Here is an 18,692-nt window from a genome sequence, read left to right on the forward strand (position 1 = left end):
TATTGCTGCTTAGATACGTTGAATACTTATAAGCTGATTTTGTGCCACTATTATAATCATTTGTTTTTTATGTAAAAAAATATAAATAAAATAAAGGTGATATAGATTAAGCACCATCTTAGTGCGTAATTTTTCCAAAATGGTGCAATATTTACAAAGCAATAATTGCTTGTAAATTAATCACCTTAGACTAGCACAAAGAAAATGCAAAATACGCAGTAAAGTTGCTTTAAATTAACCCAAAACCATCTTTTTATATAAATATCTAAAAATTAATTATCATAATTAATTATTTTAAAACAATGGGTTAATTATTTTATTGAGAAAGTTTGAAATTTTATTTTGGATAAACTTTCATCCATTCCATTTATAGGGGATAATATGCGCCCTTTTAAATCCTATGCTGGGACATCTCGTGAAAGCGCAGGTGAGAACGTATAGCCCCTGCAGGATCAATGAGATTCAATTTCTCTGAGTGAATATATGAGCATCGAAAAGTTAAGAAATATAGCAATTATCGCCCACGTTGACCACGGTAAAACAACACTGGTTGATAAACTACTTGAGCAATCAGGTACATTAGAAACACGCGGCGGTAATGAAGAGCGCGTGATGGATTCAAACGACATTGAAAAAGAACGTGGTATTACCATTTTAGCGAAAAACACCGCTATCTCTTGGAATGATTACCATATCAATATCGTAGATACTCCTGGACACGCCGACTTCGGTGGTGAAGTTGAACGCGTACTTTCGATGGCTGACTCAGTATTACTACTTGTTGATGCTCAGGAAGGTCCAATGCCACAAACGCGTTTCGTAACGCAAAAGGCATTCGCGCAAGGCTTAAAGCCAATCGTTGTTATCAATAAAATTGATAAGCCAGGTGCTCGCCCTGATTGGGTTATGGATCAAATCTTTGATTTATTCGACAACCTAGGCGCAACTGATGAACAGTTAGACTTTAAAGTAATCTACGCATCAGCAATCAATGGTTGGGCTACATTAGATTTAGACGAAGCATCTGATAACATGGAACCTATGTTCAAGATGATCGTTGACGAAGTATCACCACCGGATGCAGATCCTGAAGGTGACTTCCAAATGCAGATCTCACAGCTTGATTACAACTCTTATAAAGGTGTAATTGGCATTGGTCGTATCAAACGCGGTTCAGTTGTACCTAACCAACAAGTTACGGTTATTAGCGCTGACGGGTCTAAACGTAACGGTAAAATTGGTTCAGTACAAAGCTACTTAGGTCTTGAGCGTATTGACACTGACAAAGCTTACGCTGGTAACATCGTAACGGTAACGGGTCTTGGCGAGCTTAAGATTTCAGATACGCTTTGTTGTCCTAACAACGTTGAAGCATTACCTCCACTAAGTGTTGATGAGCCAACAGTAACGATGACGTTCTCTGTAAACAACTCACCTTTCTGTGGTAAAGAAGGTAAGTTTGTAACATCACGTAATATCCGTGAGCGTTTAGACAAAGAATTAGTACACAACGTTGCACTTCGCGTTGCAGACACTGATAACCCAGATAGCTTCCGTGTATCGGGTCGTGGTGAATTACACTTAGGTATCTTAATCGAGAACATGCGTCGTGAAGGTTACGAGTTAGCTGTATCTCGTCCAGAAGTTATCTTACGTACTGTTGATGGTGTGTTAGAAGAACCGTATGAAACACTAACAATTGACTGTCAAGAAGAGCACCAGGGTTCTATCATGGAACAAATTGGTCTTCGTAAAGGTGAGCTTACTGATATGGCCCCAGATGGTAAAGGCCGTATGCGTTTGGACTTTATGATCCCAAGCCGTGGTTTAATCGGTTTCCAAACTGAGTTCATGACGTTAACATCGGGTTCTGGTTTACTTTACCATACGTTCGATCACTACGGTCCGCACAAAGGTGGCGAGCTAGGTGTTCGTAAGAACGGTGTAATGATTGCAAATGCAACAGGTAAAGCACTAACTAACGCATTATTTAACTTACAAGAGCGCGGCCGTTTATTCATCGGTCACGGTGTTGAAGTATACGAAGGTATGGTTATCGGTATTCATAGCCGTGATAACGACCTTACAGTTAATGCGCTTAAAGGTAAGCAACTTACTAACGTTCGTGCATCTGGTACCGATGAAGCACAAACACTAACACCAGCTCTTAACTATTCACTTGAGCAAGCGCTTGAGTTTATTGCTGATGATGAGTTAGTAGAAGTTACACCTGAGAACATTCGTATTCGTAAACGTCATTTAACTGAAAATGAGCGTAAACGTGCGGGTCGTGCGCCAAAGTCATAATCTATTAATTTAGAATCATGATTTTAAAAGCCGCTGTATTGCAAAATACAGCGGCTTTTTTGTGGATAATAGTTAGCCAGAGAAAAGCGTAAGTCCACAGGTTAAAGCATCGCAGTTGGTTCGATACTGTTAAACAGTTTTTAATATTGAACCTAAAAGAGGTATTAAGTTATTATCAAAGCTATATTTACTATGTGCGTGTGAGCTAGTGTGAATACCGAAAATGAAATTATGGCAAAACTAGAGATAGAACATATTGCTGAACTGCAAAAATATAAAGATGAATTTGAAACGTTAGGAAAAAATGATTGGGGCTTGAAAGATCTCATATCAATTTTTTTACCCTTTATTTTGTTATCAATTGCTAATAGCTTCTATGATATTGAAACTGAAATATTTCAAATAATATGTTTTATTTTCCTTGCTTCAGCTGTGGTGCAGGGAATGATTAGGGAGCAGACCAAAAAAACAAATCGCAGAATTGATTTGCTTCTTAAAATTATTAATCATGAGCAAAAGGGTGGCTGAAATTAGCTTTATTAGGGCGCTGCGCTCTTTATATAAGGAAAAACGTGCTTGAGAATTAAATAATCTATATTGCAAAGTCTCTGTTTTTGTTAATAGGGTATTTTTGTTGGGTTTCGCTTAGCTCAACCCAACCTTCGTTATCAATTATTTAGTTAGTGATTACTTACTTTTCGGTAGCAAAGTGATTTTCCCAAATACATCTGCGTCTATAAATCCTCGGTTTCTGTCACCGTTCACTGGCTGTACTTCGTGTGAGCCCATAAAGTGTTCACGTACTTCGCTACCATCGTTATCGCAGTAGGCGAGCATAAAACCAATAACGTGTTTTTCAGTTAATTTAAGCGGTGTATTTTTTGCGCCTTGTTGATAATCATTCGGGTAGAGTTTTATCGCCACTTCCCATGTGATGTTATAGGGCGCAGTGATATTACGCTTCCAGTTACTAACTAAATGGTCGGTATATAAATGCGCTTTTTTATCCGGCCCATAATCGGCTGCTTGGTTATCAAGGCCAATGTGATAAGCAAACGCGGTATGATTAAACTGATGATTACCACCCGATGCGTCACTATCTATAAACACTTCTAAGGCATCATCATCCCAGTATTTATCAGTTGGATTTGGGTGAGTATCAATCAGCACATCGTCACTAATATCTGCTTGTAAATACAAGTAGTTTTCATCCCATAGAAGACGGTAGCGGCCTTTAAAATCGGCCTCTGATGAGGGAAGTGCGCCATCCATTAGGTGCGGCATAGGATGCCATGTGGCGCTATCCCATGTACTTTCAGAGACACCATCAATAATAATAGCTGTTGATGTATGACTAACTTCAATAGCCATAAGTGGTTGGGTGAAAAGTAAACTAAAAGCGAGTAGTGTTTTTTTCATTAATAAGCTCATCAATTAAAGATGATTTAGCTTGGCTTAAATAGCAATTAAAAACAATCTCATAGTTGTATTTATTATATTAACTTATTGCCCCAGTTATGCTTGTTTTTAATGCCAGCATTAATAAATGCGCGCTTTCACCCGACATTTTAAAAGGGTTAAAGTCAATGTTACCCGAGTATTTTAGATTAAGTAACTCGGTTAGCTGTGATTGCGGCACATAGCCCATTGACCATGTTTCAAACTCTCTTTCGGGAATTTGGATATAGTTGAGCATAATTACATTGTGGTGGCGTTTGTCATTTAATATTTGTTGATAGGTATTATTAACAGCGGTTCTGGAGCCTTCAAGGCATTGTAAAAAGTATTCATTACTAAAACATAACATGCCGGTGACATTTGTTTTTACATTGTAGGTTCGCGCACTTTGTAAAATATTTTCTATATCTTCAGGCCCAAAACCACTACTTATTTTACTGGCGTAAATGAGTCGCACAAGAAACATAAAACCCCCTGACTGTTTAGTTAATTAAAGATAGTTCAGTGAGGGGGTTATTACTAATTATGTAAACGCATTTTGTGTAAATGACTAATTAAAGCTGGATGCTTTCACCTTCATTTAAAATATACAGGGGTATCTTCGAGTTCATTTTTTTATGCATATGCAATAAGCGCAGTAGTGCTGAATGGCTGCTGTGATCGCCCATCTTCCAACTTGAGTTACCATAGCCCCACGGTATCATTACTTTACAGTTAAGCGCTTGTGCTGCGGTTAATGCATCCTCAGGAGTGGTATGTACATAACGGTACCAGTTGCCGTTCTCTTTATGGTAATAAGAGGCAATAGGCATTAAGCACACATCGATATCGCCATATTTTTGCTGTATATCGTTAAAGTGTTTTGAATAACCAGTGTCGCCTGCAAAAAATAAAGTGCTGCCACTTTGCTCAAGTAACCAGCCATTCCATAGGTCTTTATTGTTATCTTCATAAATAAAAGGCACTAACACACGGCTACTAAAATGATGCGCAGGTAGCGCATGAATGGTTAAATCATCAATTTTAGTTTTTGCATACCATGCCATTTCACTAATGTTAAAGCCACCTGTTGGAAAGTTATCAGCCATGCCAAGGGGGGTTAGGTAGCGAGGCTGATTACCAATTTCTTCAATATCGGCTTTATTGAAATGATCGTAGTGAATGTGAGAATACATAACGGCGACTAAGTTTTTCAATTCATTGTCTGTGAGCCAGTCGCCAGGCTTGCGATAAAATCCTGAAGTAAGGCGAAAAGCTAAATCAATAGGCGAGTCAAATTGCTCTTTTACGGGATCAAACACAACTTGTTGGCCATTCGGGGTTTTGATCACAAAGCCTGCGTGTCCGAGCCAACGAATAGTAAAGCCCGCATTAACCTGCGGATTTTTTTGCTGACCTTGATATTGGCAGTTTTCAGCCTCTGTTTCACAAACTAAGTTATTGTTTTTTGGGTAGCAATCAGTTTCACAGCTAACAGGATAACTTTTTTTGCCTGGGTAGAGGTTGTGGTAGCGCCCAGCTTGCTCACCTTGTTGATGAAGTGGAATAACGGTATTAGGGCCAGCAATAACCTCAATATTATTCGCAGTGCTGCATGCAACGAGCACACTGGAGGCGATGATTAAGCTAAGCGTATGTATTTTCATAATTCATTTTTAGTTGTTATTTTTATCTTACTGAAAGTGTAACAAAAGCAGTTTGCTAAAAAAGGACAAAAAAGTAACAAAAAGTGTGTATAAAAAAGCCCGCTATTTTTAGCGGGCTCAGTTTAATAGGTTAAATATTTAGGATTTATTCATTTGCTCAATAAATTTATTTGAGTCTTCAATCGATTTGTTCATATCATTCATTAATAACTGAATATCGCGCTTTAAGTTAGTAAATTCACCTTTGATAGCCGCTACCGCTTGCGCATTTAAGTTATGCTTTAAGTACAATACGTTGTCTTTTAAAGATGATAATACCGGCTCCATTTTACTCTCGGCGCTGCGCATTGAGCGAAGTAACTGGTCGAATTGACGTTGTGTTGCTGCTAACTTTTTGCTGCTTTCACGCTTAAGTGAGGCACTTTTGTATTGCTCTAACTCATCATTCCACTCATCAAATAAAGCTTCTGCTACGTCTTCAACTTTATTAATGTTACTTGATACTTCGTTTGCCGCTTGAAGGCTTGACTCGTAATCGTCATTAAGTTGATTGTAAGCATCTTGCAATTCACCGCCATCAAAATTAATGAGTGTAGTTAAACGCTCAAGTGCTGATTGAAATTCTTGTTGAGACTCTTGTTGTGAGTCTTTTGTTTCTTCTACGCGGTCAATCAAAATATCACGCTTATGAACACCTACTTTTTCCATTGCCGAATAATAAGCAGACTGACAACCAGAGAGCATCAGCATTAACGCAAGTATGGTTGTCCCTAAAAATGTTTGTTTTTTCATCTGAATTCCTATTTACGAGTGTTAATGCTGTAAATTATGGCCTTGATTGTTATTATAATCAAAAGCTCACCAACAAAGTTAATTGTATGAATGATAAGCTCTCCCATTATAAACAGCAAGTTAAGGCGTTTTTAAAACTGCAACCAGGCTGGTGGATGCAATATTTTAATCGCTGTATTGACGATCAAATAACCATTAATGCAGGGTATTTAGCGTACGTTACTTTACTTTCGTTAGTCCCACTTATTGCTGTAGGTGTGGCAATATTTTCTGCTTTTCCAGGATTTGAGTCGACTCGTTTAGCCATTGAGAGCTTTTTGTTTACTAACTTTGTGCCGACCTCTTCTGGTGTTATTAAAGAGCATATTAGCTCGTTTGCTAGTAATGCCAATCAAATGACGGCAGTAGGTATTGGCTTTTTAGCAGCCATTGCCTTGCTACTTATTCGTAATGTAGATGCCACGCTAAACCGTATTTGGCGAGTAAAGAAAAAACGCCCGATGATGATATCGTTTGCCGTATATTGGATGGTACTCAGCTTAGGGCCCGTATTACTGGGCGCCAGTATCGGTGTCACCTCATATATTGTGTCGTTGGTATCGTTTGCCGATCAAGGGATCCCAGGGTTTAGTGGTTTCTTGTTAAAGCTACTACCGTACGCTATCTCTATGGCCGGTTTTATTATGCTTTACACCTTAGTGCCCAATACTCGTGTTTCGTTTAAGGCGGCCGTTCCCGGTGCGCTATTTGCTGCCATGTTATTTGAGCTAACCAAAAAAGGCTTTGCTTTGTACATTAGCCATTTTCCATCATACGAAGTGATTTATGGTGCGGTAGCAACCATTCCTATTTTGTTTGTATGGGTTTACTTGTCGTGGGTCGTGGTGCTACTAGGCGCTGAATTCACCGTGTGTATTAACATGCAGCATTACAATAAAAAAGATCAACAAGCAGAGGATACAGAGTAAATGCAGGGATTAATTCAACGAGTAACACATGCTAATGTGGTGATAGACCAACAGCTTGTCGGTGAAATTAAACAAGGCATTGTATTATTGCTGGGGGTGGAAAAAGAAGATGATGAAAGCAGCGCTGATAAACTATTACACAAAGTCACCAATTACCGTATTTTTAATGACGAAAACGATAAAATGAATCTCAGCCTTAAAGACATACAAGGCGAACTGTTAGTCGTATCGCAATTTACGCTCGCAGCCAATACAAAAAAAGGCATGCGGCCTAGCTTTTCATCGGCAGCTACACCAGACCAAGCGCAAGCGCTATATAATTACTTTGTAGAGCAGGCTATATTACTCGGTATTAAGGTCGCGACCGGTGAATTTGCAGCCGATATGCAGGTGAGTTTATGTAACGATGGGCCGGTTACCTTTAATTTAACCGCTTAACGTGCTTTTTTTACAATCACAATATGATTAACAAAGCCGGTAATTTTTTGAATACTAATAGCCTTCCCAAATACAGTCAGTAGTACATGTTGTAACTGAGTGAGTTGTGATGAGTGCTGCGATAAAAAGTTAATAAATAAGATGCCCTGTTGATCAAGTGCATCATAAATTGTTTGATAAAAGCATGAATCAAATAAAAATCGCGGGGCGTCTAATTCACTAAATAAATCTAAAATGACCCAGTCCATCTGCTCTGCTGATTTTAAAATTGTTTGCGCATCCTCGCAATGAATCTGTTGTTGTTCACTGGGGGCAAAAAATTGTTGATAACAGTCAATAATATGGGGGCTTTTCTCTACTGAAGTAACCTGCACTTGAGGATACTGTTCTAATAAGTAATTACGAATGGCACCGCCACCTAACCCCAGTTCGAGTACTTTTTTAGGCGCAGGTAGCTGTTGCCAAGCCGTTGCTAAATAAGCAAGGTGTGGAAACAGCAATGCATGTGGTTTTGCTTTTAAAATAACAGACTGCAAGGTGTTATTAATGAGTAGCCAGCGAAGTTGTTGATACTCTCTTACTTGTATGTGCTCACCATGCTGATTATGCCAATAAAGTAACTGGCCTAGCGATGAACTATGCTCAATAAAATGTTGGCTGATCAGGCCACTACTGCAATGGATATATTTATTCATGCTATTGAGCATAAACCAGCAGAGGTAAATCGCAACGGCTTTTGTCATTAATTTTTTACAGCTGTTTTCTCAGCACCAAAGTCTTATTTGCAGTTTTATCCAGATCGAGTATGGTGTTTTTCACAAAATGCACAGCGTAATATTTTACATTTTTAATTTATGGAGTATGTATGTTTCAAGTGAGCACCCCACAAAGTAGTGAAGACTGGCAAGCCTATTACCAATTACGCTGGCAGGTTTTACGTGCCCCATGGGGCGAACCTCGGGGCTCTGAGCAAGACGATTTAGAGCAAGAGGCTGAGCATCGCTTCATTAAAAATAAAGCGGGTGAAGTATTGGGTGTGGCTCGTTTGCACTTTAATAATCAGCAACAAGCTCAAGTACGTTATATGGCGGTTGCAGAGGGTAATCGTAATCAACATATTGGTAGCCGCTTGTTACATGAACTCGAAAAAATAGCGTGGAATCAAGATGCTGATGAATTAGTGTTGTTTGCTCGCGAACGTGCACTGGAATTTTATCAGCGCCATGGCTATGAAAATAAAGAAAAAGCACATTTGGCTTATGGTGATGTACAGCATTATAAAATGGTTAAGCTCAAACCGAGTGAACCAGGTTGGTTTCGCCACCCAAATTGGACTCAAGTACTGCAAAACACATGGCGTGAATCAATCCCCATTAGTGATGCAATGGGAATAAAAGTTGAAAGTTACACAGATTGGCAATTTACTACTCGTGCAGATTTAAATGCTAACTTAAATTTACACAACACTATGTTTGCGGGCTCTATTTATAGCCTAGCTACATTAACGGGTTGGGGGGCAACGTATTTAGCATTAAAAGAAGCCGGGCTTGAAGGGAATATTGTGTTAGCCGATGCCAACATTAAGTATTTAAAGCCACTAAATACTGACCCTAAGGGCTGTGTGAATATTCAAACCTGTAAAGGGAACTTAAATGAGTTACAAGATGCGGGTAAAGCAAGTTACCTAGTGCCGGTAACCATTTTTGATGGTGACGAGGTGGTTGCTCAATTTGAAGGGCAGTTTGTGGTTAAAAAGTGATAAAATAAACGAAAAAGCCAAGCGAGTTGCTTGGCTTTTTTTATAAGCGTTTTTTACAGTAAATCTGTCAGTAATATACCCACACCAAAGCGTTCAATATCGGCGTTATAGTCTATTAAACTTTCACCATAACCATTAAAGTACTGCGCATAGCCGCGTACTCTTCCCCATAGAGGGAATGACCAATCAAGCTGAATTGCCCCGCGGTTATCTGAATTTAAATTATTACGGGTCATAAAACTAAATTCATGATCGTGAAAGCGATACGCGCCACCAAATTCAAAGTAACCCATGTATTTATAGATATCTGGGTTATCGTCACCTCGTGCATCTAACGGCGCAGGCTTTTTGTTTTCAGGAATGCGATACCAAGGTTTAAAGCTAAATACAAAGCCGTCTTTTTCCCAAATGAAATCGGCATAAATGCGATTCCAAGAACGCGAGTTTGGCTGACTACGACCATTAGATTGGTGCGAAATACCAATGGCTATTGCCATTTCATCGCCCCATAAAACGTTTTCAGGGTCTAAGTAATTAATCCAAAATACTTCTGGTTCGTAGTTGGTTTCACGAAAAGGAGAGGAAATATCGTCGTTATATACTTGCCAGTATGACTGCAAAGTAAAGCCAAAAAATATCGCTTGGTCTGAATCGGCAAACTCATCATACAAAGGCACTTTAATTGATAGCTGATATTTAGCTTCTAAGTTATCAAGTGGGTCGCCATCTTTTTTATCGGTTAACTCTGCAAATCCATCAAACGGGCGAGTGTTTGGGTTCGACATATAAGAAACCGGTAAAATATAATTACGTTTATGCGGGGTAATTACATTACGATTTTTTTTACCAACCGCTTCACGGGCTTGGCGTTTGTCGATAGCCGTTAGCTGCTTGCTTTCTTCAACGGCAGAACACTTTTTACGTAATTGATCGAGGGTTTGCTTACCGTCTCCACCGATCACTTCATTTAAAATACATTGCTTTACCAGCTCAAGTTCATTGTTTTGCTCGTTATTCGCTGTTTCTTCAGCAACAACGGTTGTGCTGAGTAATGTAGAAAGTAGTATCCAATGGCGCCAACTCATTATAATTCCTTTGTAAGTGAGGGAAGTCAGTATTTTGCTAATTATAGCGCCTTTTTAACACATAAACGGTGAATTTGTCCTGAACTTTAATACTTTAAAAAGAAAAGCGACCTAAGTCGCTTTTACTGTGTAACTAGTTATTTACTAGCTAACTCTCACGCAATGAGAAGGGGTGAGCTAAAGCTCAAAGACGTTGGTAAAAAATTTATACAGCTCGGTACCTTGATTCACACTCGCTGAGGCAAAATGCAATATCGCAATTGCATCTAGATCAAAGCTTAGAGTTTGCAGCGGTTGTTCGCTTAAATAGCGCTCCATTCGCAGTATTTTAGCAATGGGTTCTCCAGCTTTAACATGCCCGCCAAGAGGTGCTAGGTATTCGACCATGCCACCCATGGGGGCGTAATAAGCAATATAATCATTTAGTTGGCAGCCATATCTTGTCATCAATTTTGGCTTGTAGGGGGCATCAACAAATACTTGCTTATGATTTAAATAACTTAAAATACTATTGGCATCGTCTAGTGCCGCGCTTAAATCGATTTTTTCTTGGCTGCCAAGCTCTACCGTAAAGGCTTCAACTTGCACGTTAAATTCACGCCCTTGCTGAGCAAGTTGCTCACTAAGCTGCCACCATGGACAAAAGCTTGCTTCATCCATTGCGCCATCAAAGTCATTAGGAATAACCAGCACATGGGGAATATTAAAGTAACGCGCGCTATCGGTCGCATACTCAGGGCAATATAAGTGCTGACTAGAAATAGGGCCGGTGTGTAAATCTAAAACTATATCTGCTTGATGCGCCAATTTTTGTAAGTTTAGCGCAATCCGTTTCCCCGTTGTTAAACGATAATCAGGGCCGTTGAGTTGTTGCTCAACGTCATTAATTAACGCGGCTTTAAAGGCTGTTTTCAGAATCTTATCATCGGCATCGCTGAACTGCTGTGCAAACTGGGTCGCAAGTTTATTATTGCAGTGATACATGCGATTCCAATTAGTCCCCGTAATGGGATCGAATCGGCCAAGGGTAAATTCCCCCGACTTTTGATTACAGCCAATGGGGTTAGCGTAAGGAACTAAGGTAATATCACCTTTTAAATTAAGTGTTTTTAGTTGCTCAAGTAATTGGTAAATTACCGCGTTGCCTTGCACTTCTGCGCCATGCATATTTGCTTGTACATACACACTTGGGCCGGTGCCATCGCCTTTTAAACGATACACAGGAATAGTCAGTGGTAGTCCGTTTGCGACTTCGCCAACTACAATGTTTTCTTGGCTTATAGCTGTGGTGTTATTCATCTTTTTTACCTCAAGTAGTGGCTTGCATCTTCTGCTTGTCGCACGCAACTCAATACGCCATTGTGTATAACATATTCACCGGCCAGCTCATGACATAAAAAGTACGGCATACTTTCGGTAAAACCGTAGGCACCGCATTGACTAAATACTAGCCAGTCTTGCTCATTTAAATCACTGGGTAATTGGTGCTCTCCTAAGCAATCAAGTGCAGTACATAAGGGGCCGTATAGGCTCATTGCTTGATTTGCTGCGTTTGAATCTCGTAATAAACGCGCAGGGAAATCTTGACTGGTGACCGCAGGGCGCAATAAATGATTAATGCCGCCGCTCATAATCACCTGTTGTTGGCCGTAATTTAGTTTGCGCTCAACAACAGGTGTGGCGTAGTGGCCGCATTCGCCTACAGCGTAGCGACCTAGTTCCATCCATAGCTCAGTAACCCCCGCATCGCATTTAATTTTTGCAAGCGCCTCTATGAGTGCATCCCAACTTAGAGTGGGCGTATCAAGCGTATAGGGAATACCTAAACCACCACCTAAATCCAGCACCTTGAGGTTAATATTTAAATCCTCAGCAAGTTGCCTTAACGGCGTAATCATTTGTGTCCACAGCTCAGCGAGTTTGTCGCTGCTAAGCATGTTGCCCCACTGAAAAATATGCAGACCGTCAAAATTAAGTGCACAGTAGTCACTGGTATTTAGCGCCTGCCACTCGTCGCACCCTAAGCCAAATGGAGTAAGACTATCGCCCCCTAGCGGGTTTTTATCACCCTCGGGCCAGCGTAATTGAACACGCAGCAAAACCTGCAACTGGCACTGCTGAGCAATCGCTTGTTCGTTGAGCCAACGTACCTGATTGAGACTTTCGGCCACAAAGGTACGTACGCCACGCGCAATAAAGTGCTTAATTTGTTTAGGGCTTTTTGCAGGCCCCGTGTTGAGCACGCGTTCACTGTTAATTCCTTGAGCAAGGACTTGCTCAAGCTCGCCTTTACTGGCGACATCAAAGTTAAAACCAGCGTTATTTAAGCGTTGGATCACGCTAGATAACGGGTTCGCTTTAACTGCATACCAGAGTTTTACCTCGGTTTGTGCTACTAAACGCGTTAAATGTGTGTTTAGTGAATCAAGATCATAAACAAAAAAGGGCGTATCAAGCTCAGTTGATAGCTTATCAATAGCGCTTTTAACGGGCGTGCTCAAAAAGGTCATTAACGTAAAACCTCTTCAAGCAATAATGACGCGTCACTTTGCTCGTCACGGTATTTAACAATTAACGCACACGACATGCTTAAGCCTTGCTCACGCGCCCAATCGTTTGACGCAGGGCGAGATCCAGGGATCACAATCGCGTATTCAGGGATTGCTTCGCCTTTATCAAGCTGGCGCTCATTTACGCAGTCATAAACAGGGATGGTTGCAGATAAGCGAACACCTGGAGCAAGTACCGCGCCTTTTTTAACTACCACGCCTTCAACAATCACACAGCCTGCACCAATAAAGGCATCATCTTCAATAACCACAGGGCTGGCACCAATGGGCTCAAGTACTCCGCCTAATTGTACCGCTGCGCTTAAATGCACATTTTTACCTACTTGAGCACACGACCCTACGAGCGCGTGGCTATCTACCATAGTGCCCTCGTCAATAAATGCACCAATATTTACGTACGCAGGTGGCATAATAATAGTGCCTTTGGCAACATGTGCACCACGGCGCACACTTGAACCACCGGGTACCATGCGAACGCCTGCTGTGGCTTCAAAGCTTTGCGGCGCTAAGTTATGTTTATCAACAAAACCGCCAGCAAACTCGGTGTTTTGACCGTTTTTAAAGGCTTCTAAAATGCCTTGCTTTACTTCTACGTTAGCGTGCCATTGGCCGTTTTCGTCTTGTGTTGCTGCGCGAACCGCGCCCGTTTCTAAATTATTTAATAGTTCTAACCAGTTCATTATAAAAACCTGTATTTAATGCCAAGATAAAATGGTGTTGTTTGCCGATGAAATGTCATCTGTGTGTGTCAGCTCAAGGTGTGTTAAAGGTGGGCGTAAATACGGACTGCCAATACGCCCTTGTAAATGCATTAACACTTTGACTGGGATAGGGTTGGCTACTGAAAATAAGCTATTTATAGCACTAGACCACTGGACAAAAAGATTAGGGTGTTGGCCGCTTAAACTGCGCTTTACAAACTCATGGGTTTGCACTGGCCATGCATTGGCTGCAACCGACACTAAACCTTTTGCACCTGCTTGGGCAAAATAAGGCATGAGGGCATCGTCACCACTAAAAATGGCTAGTTCAGGCGCTGCTTGTCGATAGGCTTCAAATTGAGAAATACAGCCACTGGCTTCTTTCAGTGCCCATAAATTTTTATGTTGTTTGAGGTTTTCAATGGTTGCAATGGGAATGCTAACCGCACTACGTCCTGGTACGTTATAAAGCATACAAGGATGAGAACTGGCATTGAGTAAGCTTTCAAACCAATGCGTTTGCCCCACTGCACCGGGTTTGGCATACAAAGGCGAGCCGAGTAAAAAACCATGGATAGGCAGCTGGTTGCAGTAATTAACCCATTCAAGCTGTTGCTTTAAGTTACTACCGCCTACCGCAACCATAAGGGGGACGCTCGGCTGTAATTGGCAGACATGCTCTACGATGGCTTGCTGTTCTTTGAGGGTAAGGGCTAACCCTTCGCCGGTGCTACCTAGCAGTAAAATGCCATTGTTAGCAGCTTCTTGTTCGGCCACTAAGGTGTTTAAGGTTGCGTAATCAACTAGGCCATTTTGATCAAATGGGGTGATCAGCGCAGTCCATAAATGGAAATTGTTAATATTGAAGTTGTTGATCATCTCTCACGAACTTATAGGGCATTCGTCGAGTTATTGGCGGGTATTTAGGATGCCTGACTCTTTGAATGTGTTTATAATTCGAAGAGCGAATGGGCTTAAATAATAGGGCGCACGGCCTTATTATACTAAGACCAGAAGCTCTCCACCAAATATGTTATTGGTGACAGTCGCTAGGATTCAGCCTAGTCGCCCGAAGCAACCTTTCACAAAAAAGTGTTACCTCTCGGCGTTAATTCCCCTCACGTATGCTCAATGGAGTTTGCGCTCCTAACATACGCTACCTGAATAACGCACCTCTTCCAGCCCTTTGCACTTGCTATTGAAAAATCAATCAGCAAATACAATGTAATAGGGTAAGTGTGGCGATTAAACCACTTTAGCCGTCTAGGTGTCAAGTGACTAAATATAGATAGATTCATCCTGATTGACAGTTATTACGTATTAGCTGCTTTTCTCGTACACTAGTACTATTGTCGAAGTAAGGTATTAAGCAGATGGAAAAATTTAGTGATATTTATAAGCGAGCGGTAGAGCGAAAGGGCTCTGAAAAAATGCTTAAGTTGTTACTCGCAAAACCTTTATCTAACAAACAACTCCTCACATTAAATGATGATGATTGGCTAGAAGAATTTACTCGGAAAGTTTTTCAAAGTGGTTTTTATTGGTCGGTGATCAACAGTAAGTGGGCCGGATTTAGAGAGGTTTTCTGGGACTTTAGTGTTGAAAAGCTATTGATGATGCCACCAGACATATTAGAACAAAAAGCCAGTGACGAACGGATTGTGCGCAATTATAAAAAAGTAAAAACTATTACTGAAAATGCGTATATGATCCACGAAGTTGCAGAGCAATACGGCAGCTTTAGTGAGTTTATTGCTAACTGGCCAAGTGAAGATATTATTGGCTTGTGGGCGTATTTAAAAAAGCATGGTGCAAGGCTTGGTGGTAATACCGGTCCTTATGCTTTGCGTGCATTAGGGAAAGACACCTTTTTATTATCTCGAGACGTAGAGAGCTATTTGCGTGCCCATAAAATTATCGATGGCGGATTACAAACTAAAAAGTCACTAAGTGCGGCGCAGGCATTCTTTAATGAACTGCAGCAGCAAAGCGGCTTAAGCATGCAAGAGCTAAGCTTAATTGTCGCTTATGGTGTCGGCGACAATCGCGTAGGTATCAGCCAAAAACAATAGGATTAAACATGAAATTAGTGCCAAGGTATACCGACATTGGTGAGGGGTTTGCAATTAGCGATCATCCAGCCAAGGTGACAGCGCCACAGTTATTGTTATGGAATGAGCCCCTAGCTAAGCAATTTAATATACAGGTGAGTGCCGATTCTCGAGCAAATATATTTAGCGGTAATGAACCCCAAGCGATTTCTGCGGTGGCACTGGGATATTCTGGTCATCAGTTTGGTCACTTTTCACCGCGACTAGGGGATGGTAGGGCACATTTGCTCGGTGCGATTAGCGATGATAAAAATCAGCTTTGGGATCTGCAATTAAAAGGCGCTGGTGCTACGCCATTTTCGCGCGGAGGCGATGGCCGCTGTGCATTAGGTCCAGCTATTCGTGAGTACGTAATGAGCGAAGCTATGCACGCGCTTGGCATTCCAACAACGCGTTGTTTAGCCGTGGTTGGCAGTGGCGAAACCGTTTATCGCAACCCACCTCAACTAGGTGCTATTGTAACCCGACTCGCCAGCAGTCATATACGGGTGGGCTCGTTTCAATATTTAGCCACTCAAGGTGACGTTACTAGCCTAAAAAACTTAGCCGACTTAGCCATTCAAAGACACTATCCCGAGATTAACAGCACTGGTGCTCAGCGTTATTTAGATTTTTTAGCTGCAGTGATCGCCAACCAAGTCAAATTAGTCGTAAGTTGGATGAGGGTGGGGTTTATTCATGGTGTTATGAACACCGATAACATCTTAATTAGTGGTGAAACCATAGATTACGGCCCATGTGCCATGATGAACCAGTTTGATTTTGATACCGTGTTTAGCTCTATTGATAAACAAGGGCGTTATGCGTTTGGTAATCAGCCAAACATGGCAAGTTGGAACTGTGCCCGCTTAGCAGAGAGTCTAATAGCGCTGATCAGTGACGATGACGAGCAAGCGGTGGCAATGATGACGCCTTTAATTGAGGGCTTTTCAACGCAATTTAACCAACAATTTAGCGCTATGTGGGCGCAAAAGTTAGGGTTAACAGTCGCGGATGATAAAGATAATGAGTTGGTGGGAGAGTTACTAGGGTTATTAAAACAACACCAGCTTGATTATACCAATACTTTTAATGCGTTAACTGAATCGTTAAATGGACAAGCGCAAATACCATCAGCACTCGTATCATGGGCGCAGCAATGGCAAACACGAACTAATGAGCATAGTTATAATATAATGCGACAGGCAAACCCAAGTGTGATTCCGCGTAATCATATTATTGAAGATATTATTACGCAGTACACTATGCATGGGGATAGTGAGCTACTCAGTCGTTTTAGCCAAGTGATGGCGAGCCCTTACACAAACCATGTGCAGGCCACAGAGTTTCAAACGCCGCCCGAAGATGATAAGAATTATCGTACTTTTTGTGGTACTTAAGTATGATTTTTTGCATTTTAAAATGAATATAAAAGGTCATTTTTTACCCCAGCGACGTTCATTCATAGAGCAAACTATGAACGGGTGATACCATAACTCCATAAAAGCCAGTGATCGTGTGGGGTTTAAAGCGATTGTTTGCTTTTTGAGCTAGCCTGTGTTCATCGACATTTTTTATGAGCTAGTTTTATTATCCTAGATATTGAAAAAATATATTTGCGTTAAGTATTGATTAACAAAGACTCAGTTACTGTATAGGTAAGTTAGAAGAGCTAGCAATGCTTAGCTACATTTTTAGTTGTTAAAATGGGAAGAAAACAATGAAATTAAAATCACTTACAATGGCTATTGCGTTAGCTGCAACTAGCGCATCTACTTTCGCAGCCGAGCAAGAAGGCTTTTACATCGGTGCATTCGGCGATTATTACGATGCTTCGTGGAAAAACATGCGTGAGCAAGCTGGCCTTGACGTTAATGAGTCAACAGGCTGGGGTGCTGAATTAGGCTACCGCTTTAATGATTACTGGAGTGCGCGTTTAGAGTACGCAGACCTAGACTTTAATGCTCACGACAAAGTATTGAACAACCGCAACGATATTGACGGCGAACGTTACGGTATCGATGCACTTTACCACTTTGGTGGCGGTCCTTTCTACGGTTTATTTGGTCTGAAAGATATTGATGTTGTTGATGACAACACGTTTGTAAACGCAGGTGTAGGTTACCGACACTTTGTTACAGACAACTTTTTTGTTAATGCTGAAACCAGTGTTTACCAAGGTTTAGACAAAGGCTACACAGATGTTGGCGCTAAATTAGGTATAAACTACTTCTTTGGTCAAAAATCGGCGCCAGTAGCACCGGTTGAGCCTGCACCACAGCCAGAGCCAGAAATTGTTCCTGTGCCGGTAGCACTTGCTGATACAGATAAAGACAGCATTCCTGATGTAGATGATAAATGTGCCAATACGCCTATGACAGATGCTGTTGGTAGCGATGGTTGTACACTTTATGAAGATACTGAAGTAACAGTAAGCTTGTTAGTAACATTCCCTAACAATGACTCGTCAGTTTCACAGCAGTACTTAAATGATATTGATGAAGTAGCGACTTTCTTAAAAGAGTACCCAGATACAACAGTGCTTCTTGAAGGTCATACGTCTGCAGTAGGTAAAGCGTCTTACAATAAATGGTTATCTAAAAAACGTGCTGATGCAGTAGCTAAAAAGCTAATTGCTGATGGTATTGCAGAAGATCGCATTACAACGGCAGGTTTAGGTGAAGAACGCCTTAAAAATGAAGCGAATACGGCAAAAGCGCATGCTGAAAACCGCCGCGTTGAAGCACACGTAAAATCTATTAAACGTGTAAAAGTATTACGTTAATAGTCTCATTATTGAGTAAAAACCCAGCTTAGGCTGGGTTTTTTTATGGCTGCTTAATAGGTATTCATGGGAGTTGGTTTTACTTTGTTCACT

18 protein-coding genes and 1 riboswitch are annotated in these 18,692 nt (G+C 41.0%); of the genes, 8 read left to right on the forward strand and 10 right to left on the reverse strand.

Features of this window, described 5'->3' with window-relative positions:
* The first annotated feature begins 483 nt into the window (after positions 1–483).
* Complete coding sequence (gene typA, locus N523_RS0108045; protein ID WP_013463797.1) at positions 484–2,307, forward strand: translational GTPase TypA; 1,824 nt, start codon at positions 484–486, stop codon at positions 2,305–2,307.
* A 210-nt stretch (positions 2,308–2,517) separates the two neighbouring features.
* Positions 2,518–2,835, forward strand: a complete 318-nt coding sequence (locus tag N523_RS0108050) for a hypothetical protein (RefSeq protein WP_016900062.1) — start codon at positions 2,518–2,520, stop codon at positions 2,833–2,835.
* A 159-nt stretch (positions 2,836–2,994) separates the two neighbouring features.
* Here N523_RS0108050 and N523_RS0108055 read toward each other — a convergent pair whose 3' ends face one another.
* The 4 genes from N523_RS0108055 to N523_RS0108070 form a co-directional block, all read right to left on the reverse strand.
* Positions 2,995–3,726, reverse strand: a complete 732-nt coding sequence (locus N523_RS0108055; RefSeq protein ID WP_028835926.1) for a CBM9 family sugar-binding protein — start codon at positions 3,724–3,726, stop codon at positions 2,995–2,997.
* Between the two features lie 79 nt (positions 3,727–3,805).
* A complete protein-coding gene (locus N523_RS0108060; protein WP_028835927.1) occupies positions 3,806–4,231 on the reverse strand; it encodes a BLUF domain-containing protein in 426 nt (141 codons plus the stop codon).
* Between the two features lie 88 nt (positions 4,232–4,319).
* The gene (locus N523_RS0108065; RefSeq protein WP_013463801.1) at positions 4,320–5,411 is read right to left on the reverse strand and encodes an MBL fold metallo-hydrolase; all 1,092 of its coding nucleotides are present in this window, start codon (positions 5,409–5,411) and stop codon (positions 4,320–4,322) included.
* A gap of 138 nt (positions 5,412–5,549) precedes the next feature.
* On the reverse strand, positions 5,550–6,203 hold the full coding sequence (locus tag N523_RS0108070) for a DUF2959 domain-containing protein (RefSeq protein ID WP_013463802.1): 654 nt from the start codon (positions 6,201–6,203) through the stop codon (positions 5,550–5,552).
* Positions 6,204–6,289: 86 nt separating this feature from the next.
* Here N523_RS0108070 and N523_RS0108075 point away from each other — a divergent pair, with 86 nt between their 5' ends.
* Positions 6,290–7,171 (forward strand): virulence factor BrkB family protein, encoded by an 882-nt coding sequence (locus tag N523_RS0108075; protein ID WP_013463803.1) that lies wholly within the window; start codon positions 6,290–6,292, stop codon positions 7,169–7,171.
* Complete coding sequence (gene dtd, locus N523_RS0108080) at positions 7,172–7,609, forward strand: D-aminoacyl-tRNA deacylase (protein WP_028835928.1); 438 nt, start codon at positions 7,172–7,174, stop codon at positions 7,607–7,609.
* On the opposite strand, the gene N523_RS0108085 is transcribed toward dtd, so the two are convergent.
* On the reverse strand, positions 7,606–8,352 hold the full coding sequence (locus N523_RS0108085; protein WP_036951016.1) for a spermidine synthase: 747 nt from the start codon (positions 8,350–8,352) through the stop codon (positions 7,606–7,608). The genes dtd and N523_RS0108085 overlap by 4 nt on opposite strands.
* 122 nt (positions 8,353–8,474) lie before the next feature.
* On the opposite strand from N523_RS0108085, the gene N523_RS0108090 reads away from it, so the two are divergent.
* Positions 8,475–9,368, forward strand: coding sequence for a bifunctional GNAT family N-acetyltransferase/hotdog fold thioesterase (locus N523_RS0108090; RefSeq protein WP_028835930.1), 894 nt, complete (start codon positions 8,475–8,477; stop codon positions 9,366–9,368).
* 53 nt (positions 9,369–9,421) lie between these two features.
* Here the strand turns inward: N523_RS0108090 and N523_RS0108095 are convergent, their stop codons facing one another.
* From N523_RS0108095 to dapA, 5 genes are all read right to left on the reverse strand, one after another.
* The gene (locus N523_RS0108095) at positions 9,422–10,453 is read right to left on the reverse strand and encodes a phospholipase A (RefSeq protein ID WP_028835931.1); all 1,032 of its coding nucleotides are present in this window, start codon (positions 10,451–10,453) and stop codon (positions 9,422–9,424) included.
* A 177-nt stretch (positions 10,454–10,630) separates the two neighbouring features.
* Entirely contained in the window at positions 10,631–11,752 is a 1,122-nt protein-coding gene (locus tag N523_RS0108100) for a succinylglutamate desuccinylase/aspartoacylase family protein (protein WP_028835932.1), read from the reverse strand.
* 5 nt (positions 11,753–11,757) lie between these two features.
* Complete coding sequence (locus N523_RS0108105) at positions 11,758–12,963, reverse strand: PLP-dependent decarboxylase (RefSeq protein ID WP_028835933.1); 1,206 nt, start codon at positions 12,961–12,963, stop codon at positions 11,758–11,760.
* Positions 12,963–13,703 (reverse strand): 2,3,4,5-tetrahydropyridine-2,6-dicarboxylate N-succinyltransferase, encoded by a 741-nt coding sequence (locus N523_RS0108110; RefSeq protein WP_013463810.1) that lies wholly within the window; start codon positions 13,701–13,703, stop codon positions 12,963–12,965. The genes N523_RS0108105 and N523_RS0108110 overlap by 1 nt, the downstream gene beginning before the upstream one ends.
* 15 nt (positions 13,704–13,718) lie before the next feature.
* Entirely contained in the window at positions 13,719–14,603 is an 885-nt protein-coding gene (dapA, locus tag N523_RS0108115) for a 4-hydroxy-tetrahydrodipicolinate synthase (RefSeq protein WP_028835934.1), read from the reverse strand.
* 127 nt (positions 14,604–14,730) lie between these two features.
* Positions 14,731–14,910, reverse strand: a riboswitch (Lysine riboswitch).
* 187 nt (positions 14,911–15,097) lie between these two features.
* On the opposite strand from dapA, the gene N523_RS0108120 reads away from it, so the two are divergent.
* The 3 genes from N523_RS0108120 (at position 15,098) to N523_RS0108130 (ending at position 18,599) form a co-directional block, all read left to right on the forward strand.
* On the forward strand, positions 15,098–15,796 hold the full coding sequence (locus N523_RS0108120; protein ID WP_028835935.1) for a DNA-3-methyladenine glycosylase I: 699 nt from the start codon (positions 15,098–15,100) through the stop codon (positions 15,794–15,796).
* Positions 15,797–15,804: 8 nt separating this feature from the next.
* Positions 15,805–17,214, forward strand: a complete 1,410-nt coding sequence (locus N523_RS0108125) for a protein adenylyltransferase SelO (RefSeq protein ID WP_028835936.1) — start codon at positions 15,805–15,807, stop codon at positions 17,212–17,214.
* Positions 17,215–17,534: 320 nt separating this feature from the next.
* Entirely contained in the window at positions 17,535–18,599 is a 1,065-nt protein-coding gene (locus N523_RS0108130) for an OmpA family protein (RefSeq protein ID WP_013463815.1), read from the forward strand.
* The last annotated feature ends 93 nt before the right edge of the window (positions 18,600–18,692 follow it).

Origin of the sequence: Pseudoalteromonas sp. 23_GOM-1509m, from assembly GCF_000518425.1 — a bacterium.
GTDB classification, from domain to species: Bacteria; Pseudomonadota; Gammaproteobacteria; order Enterobacterales; family Alteromonadaceae; genus Pseudoalteromonas; species Pseudoalteromonas tetraodonis.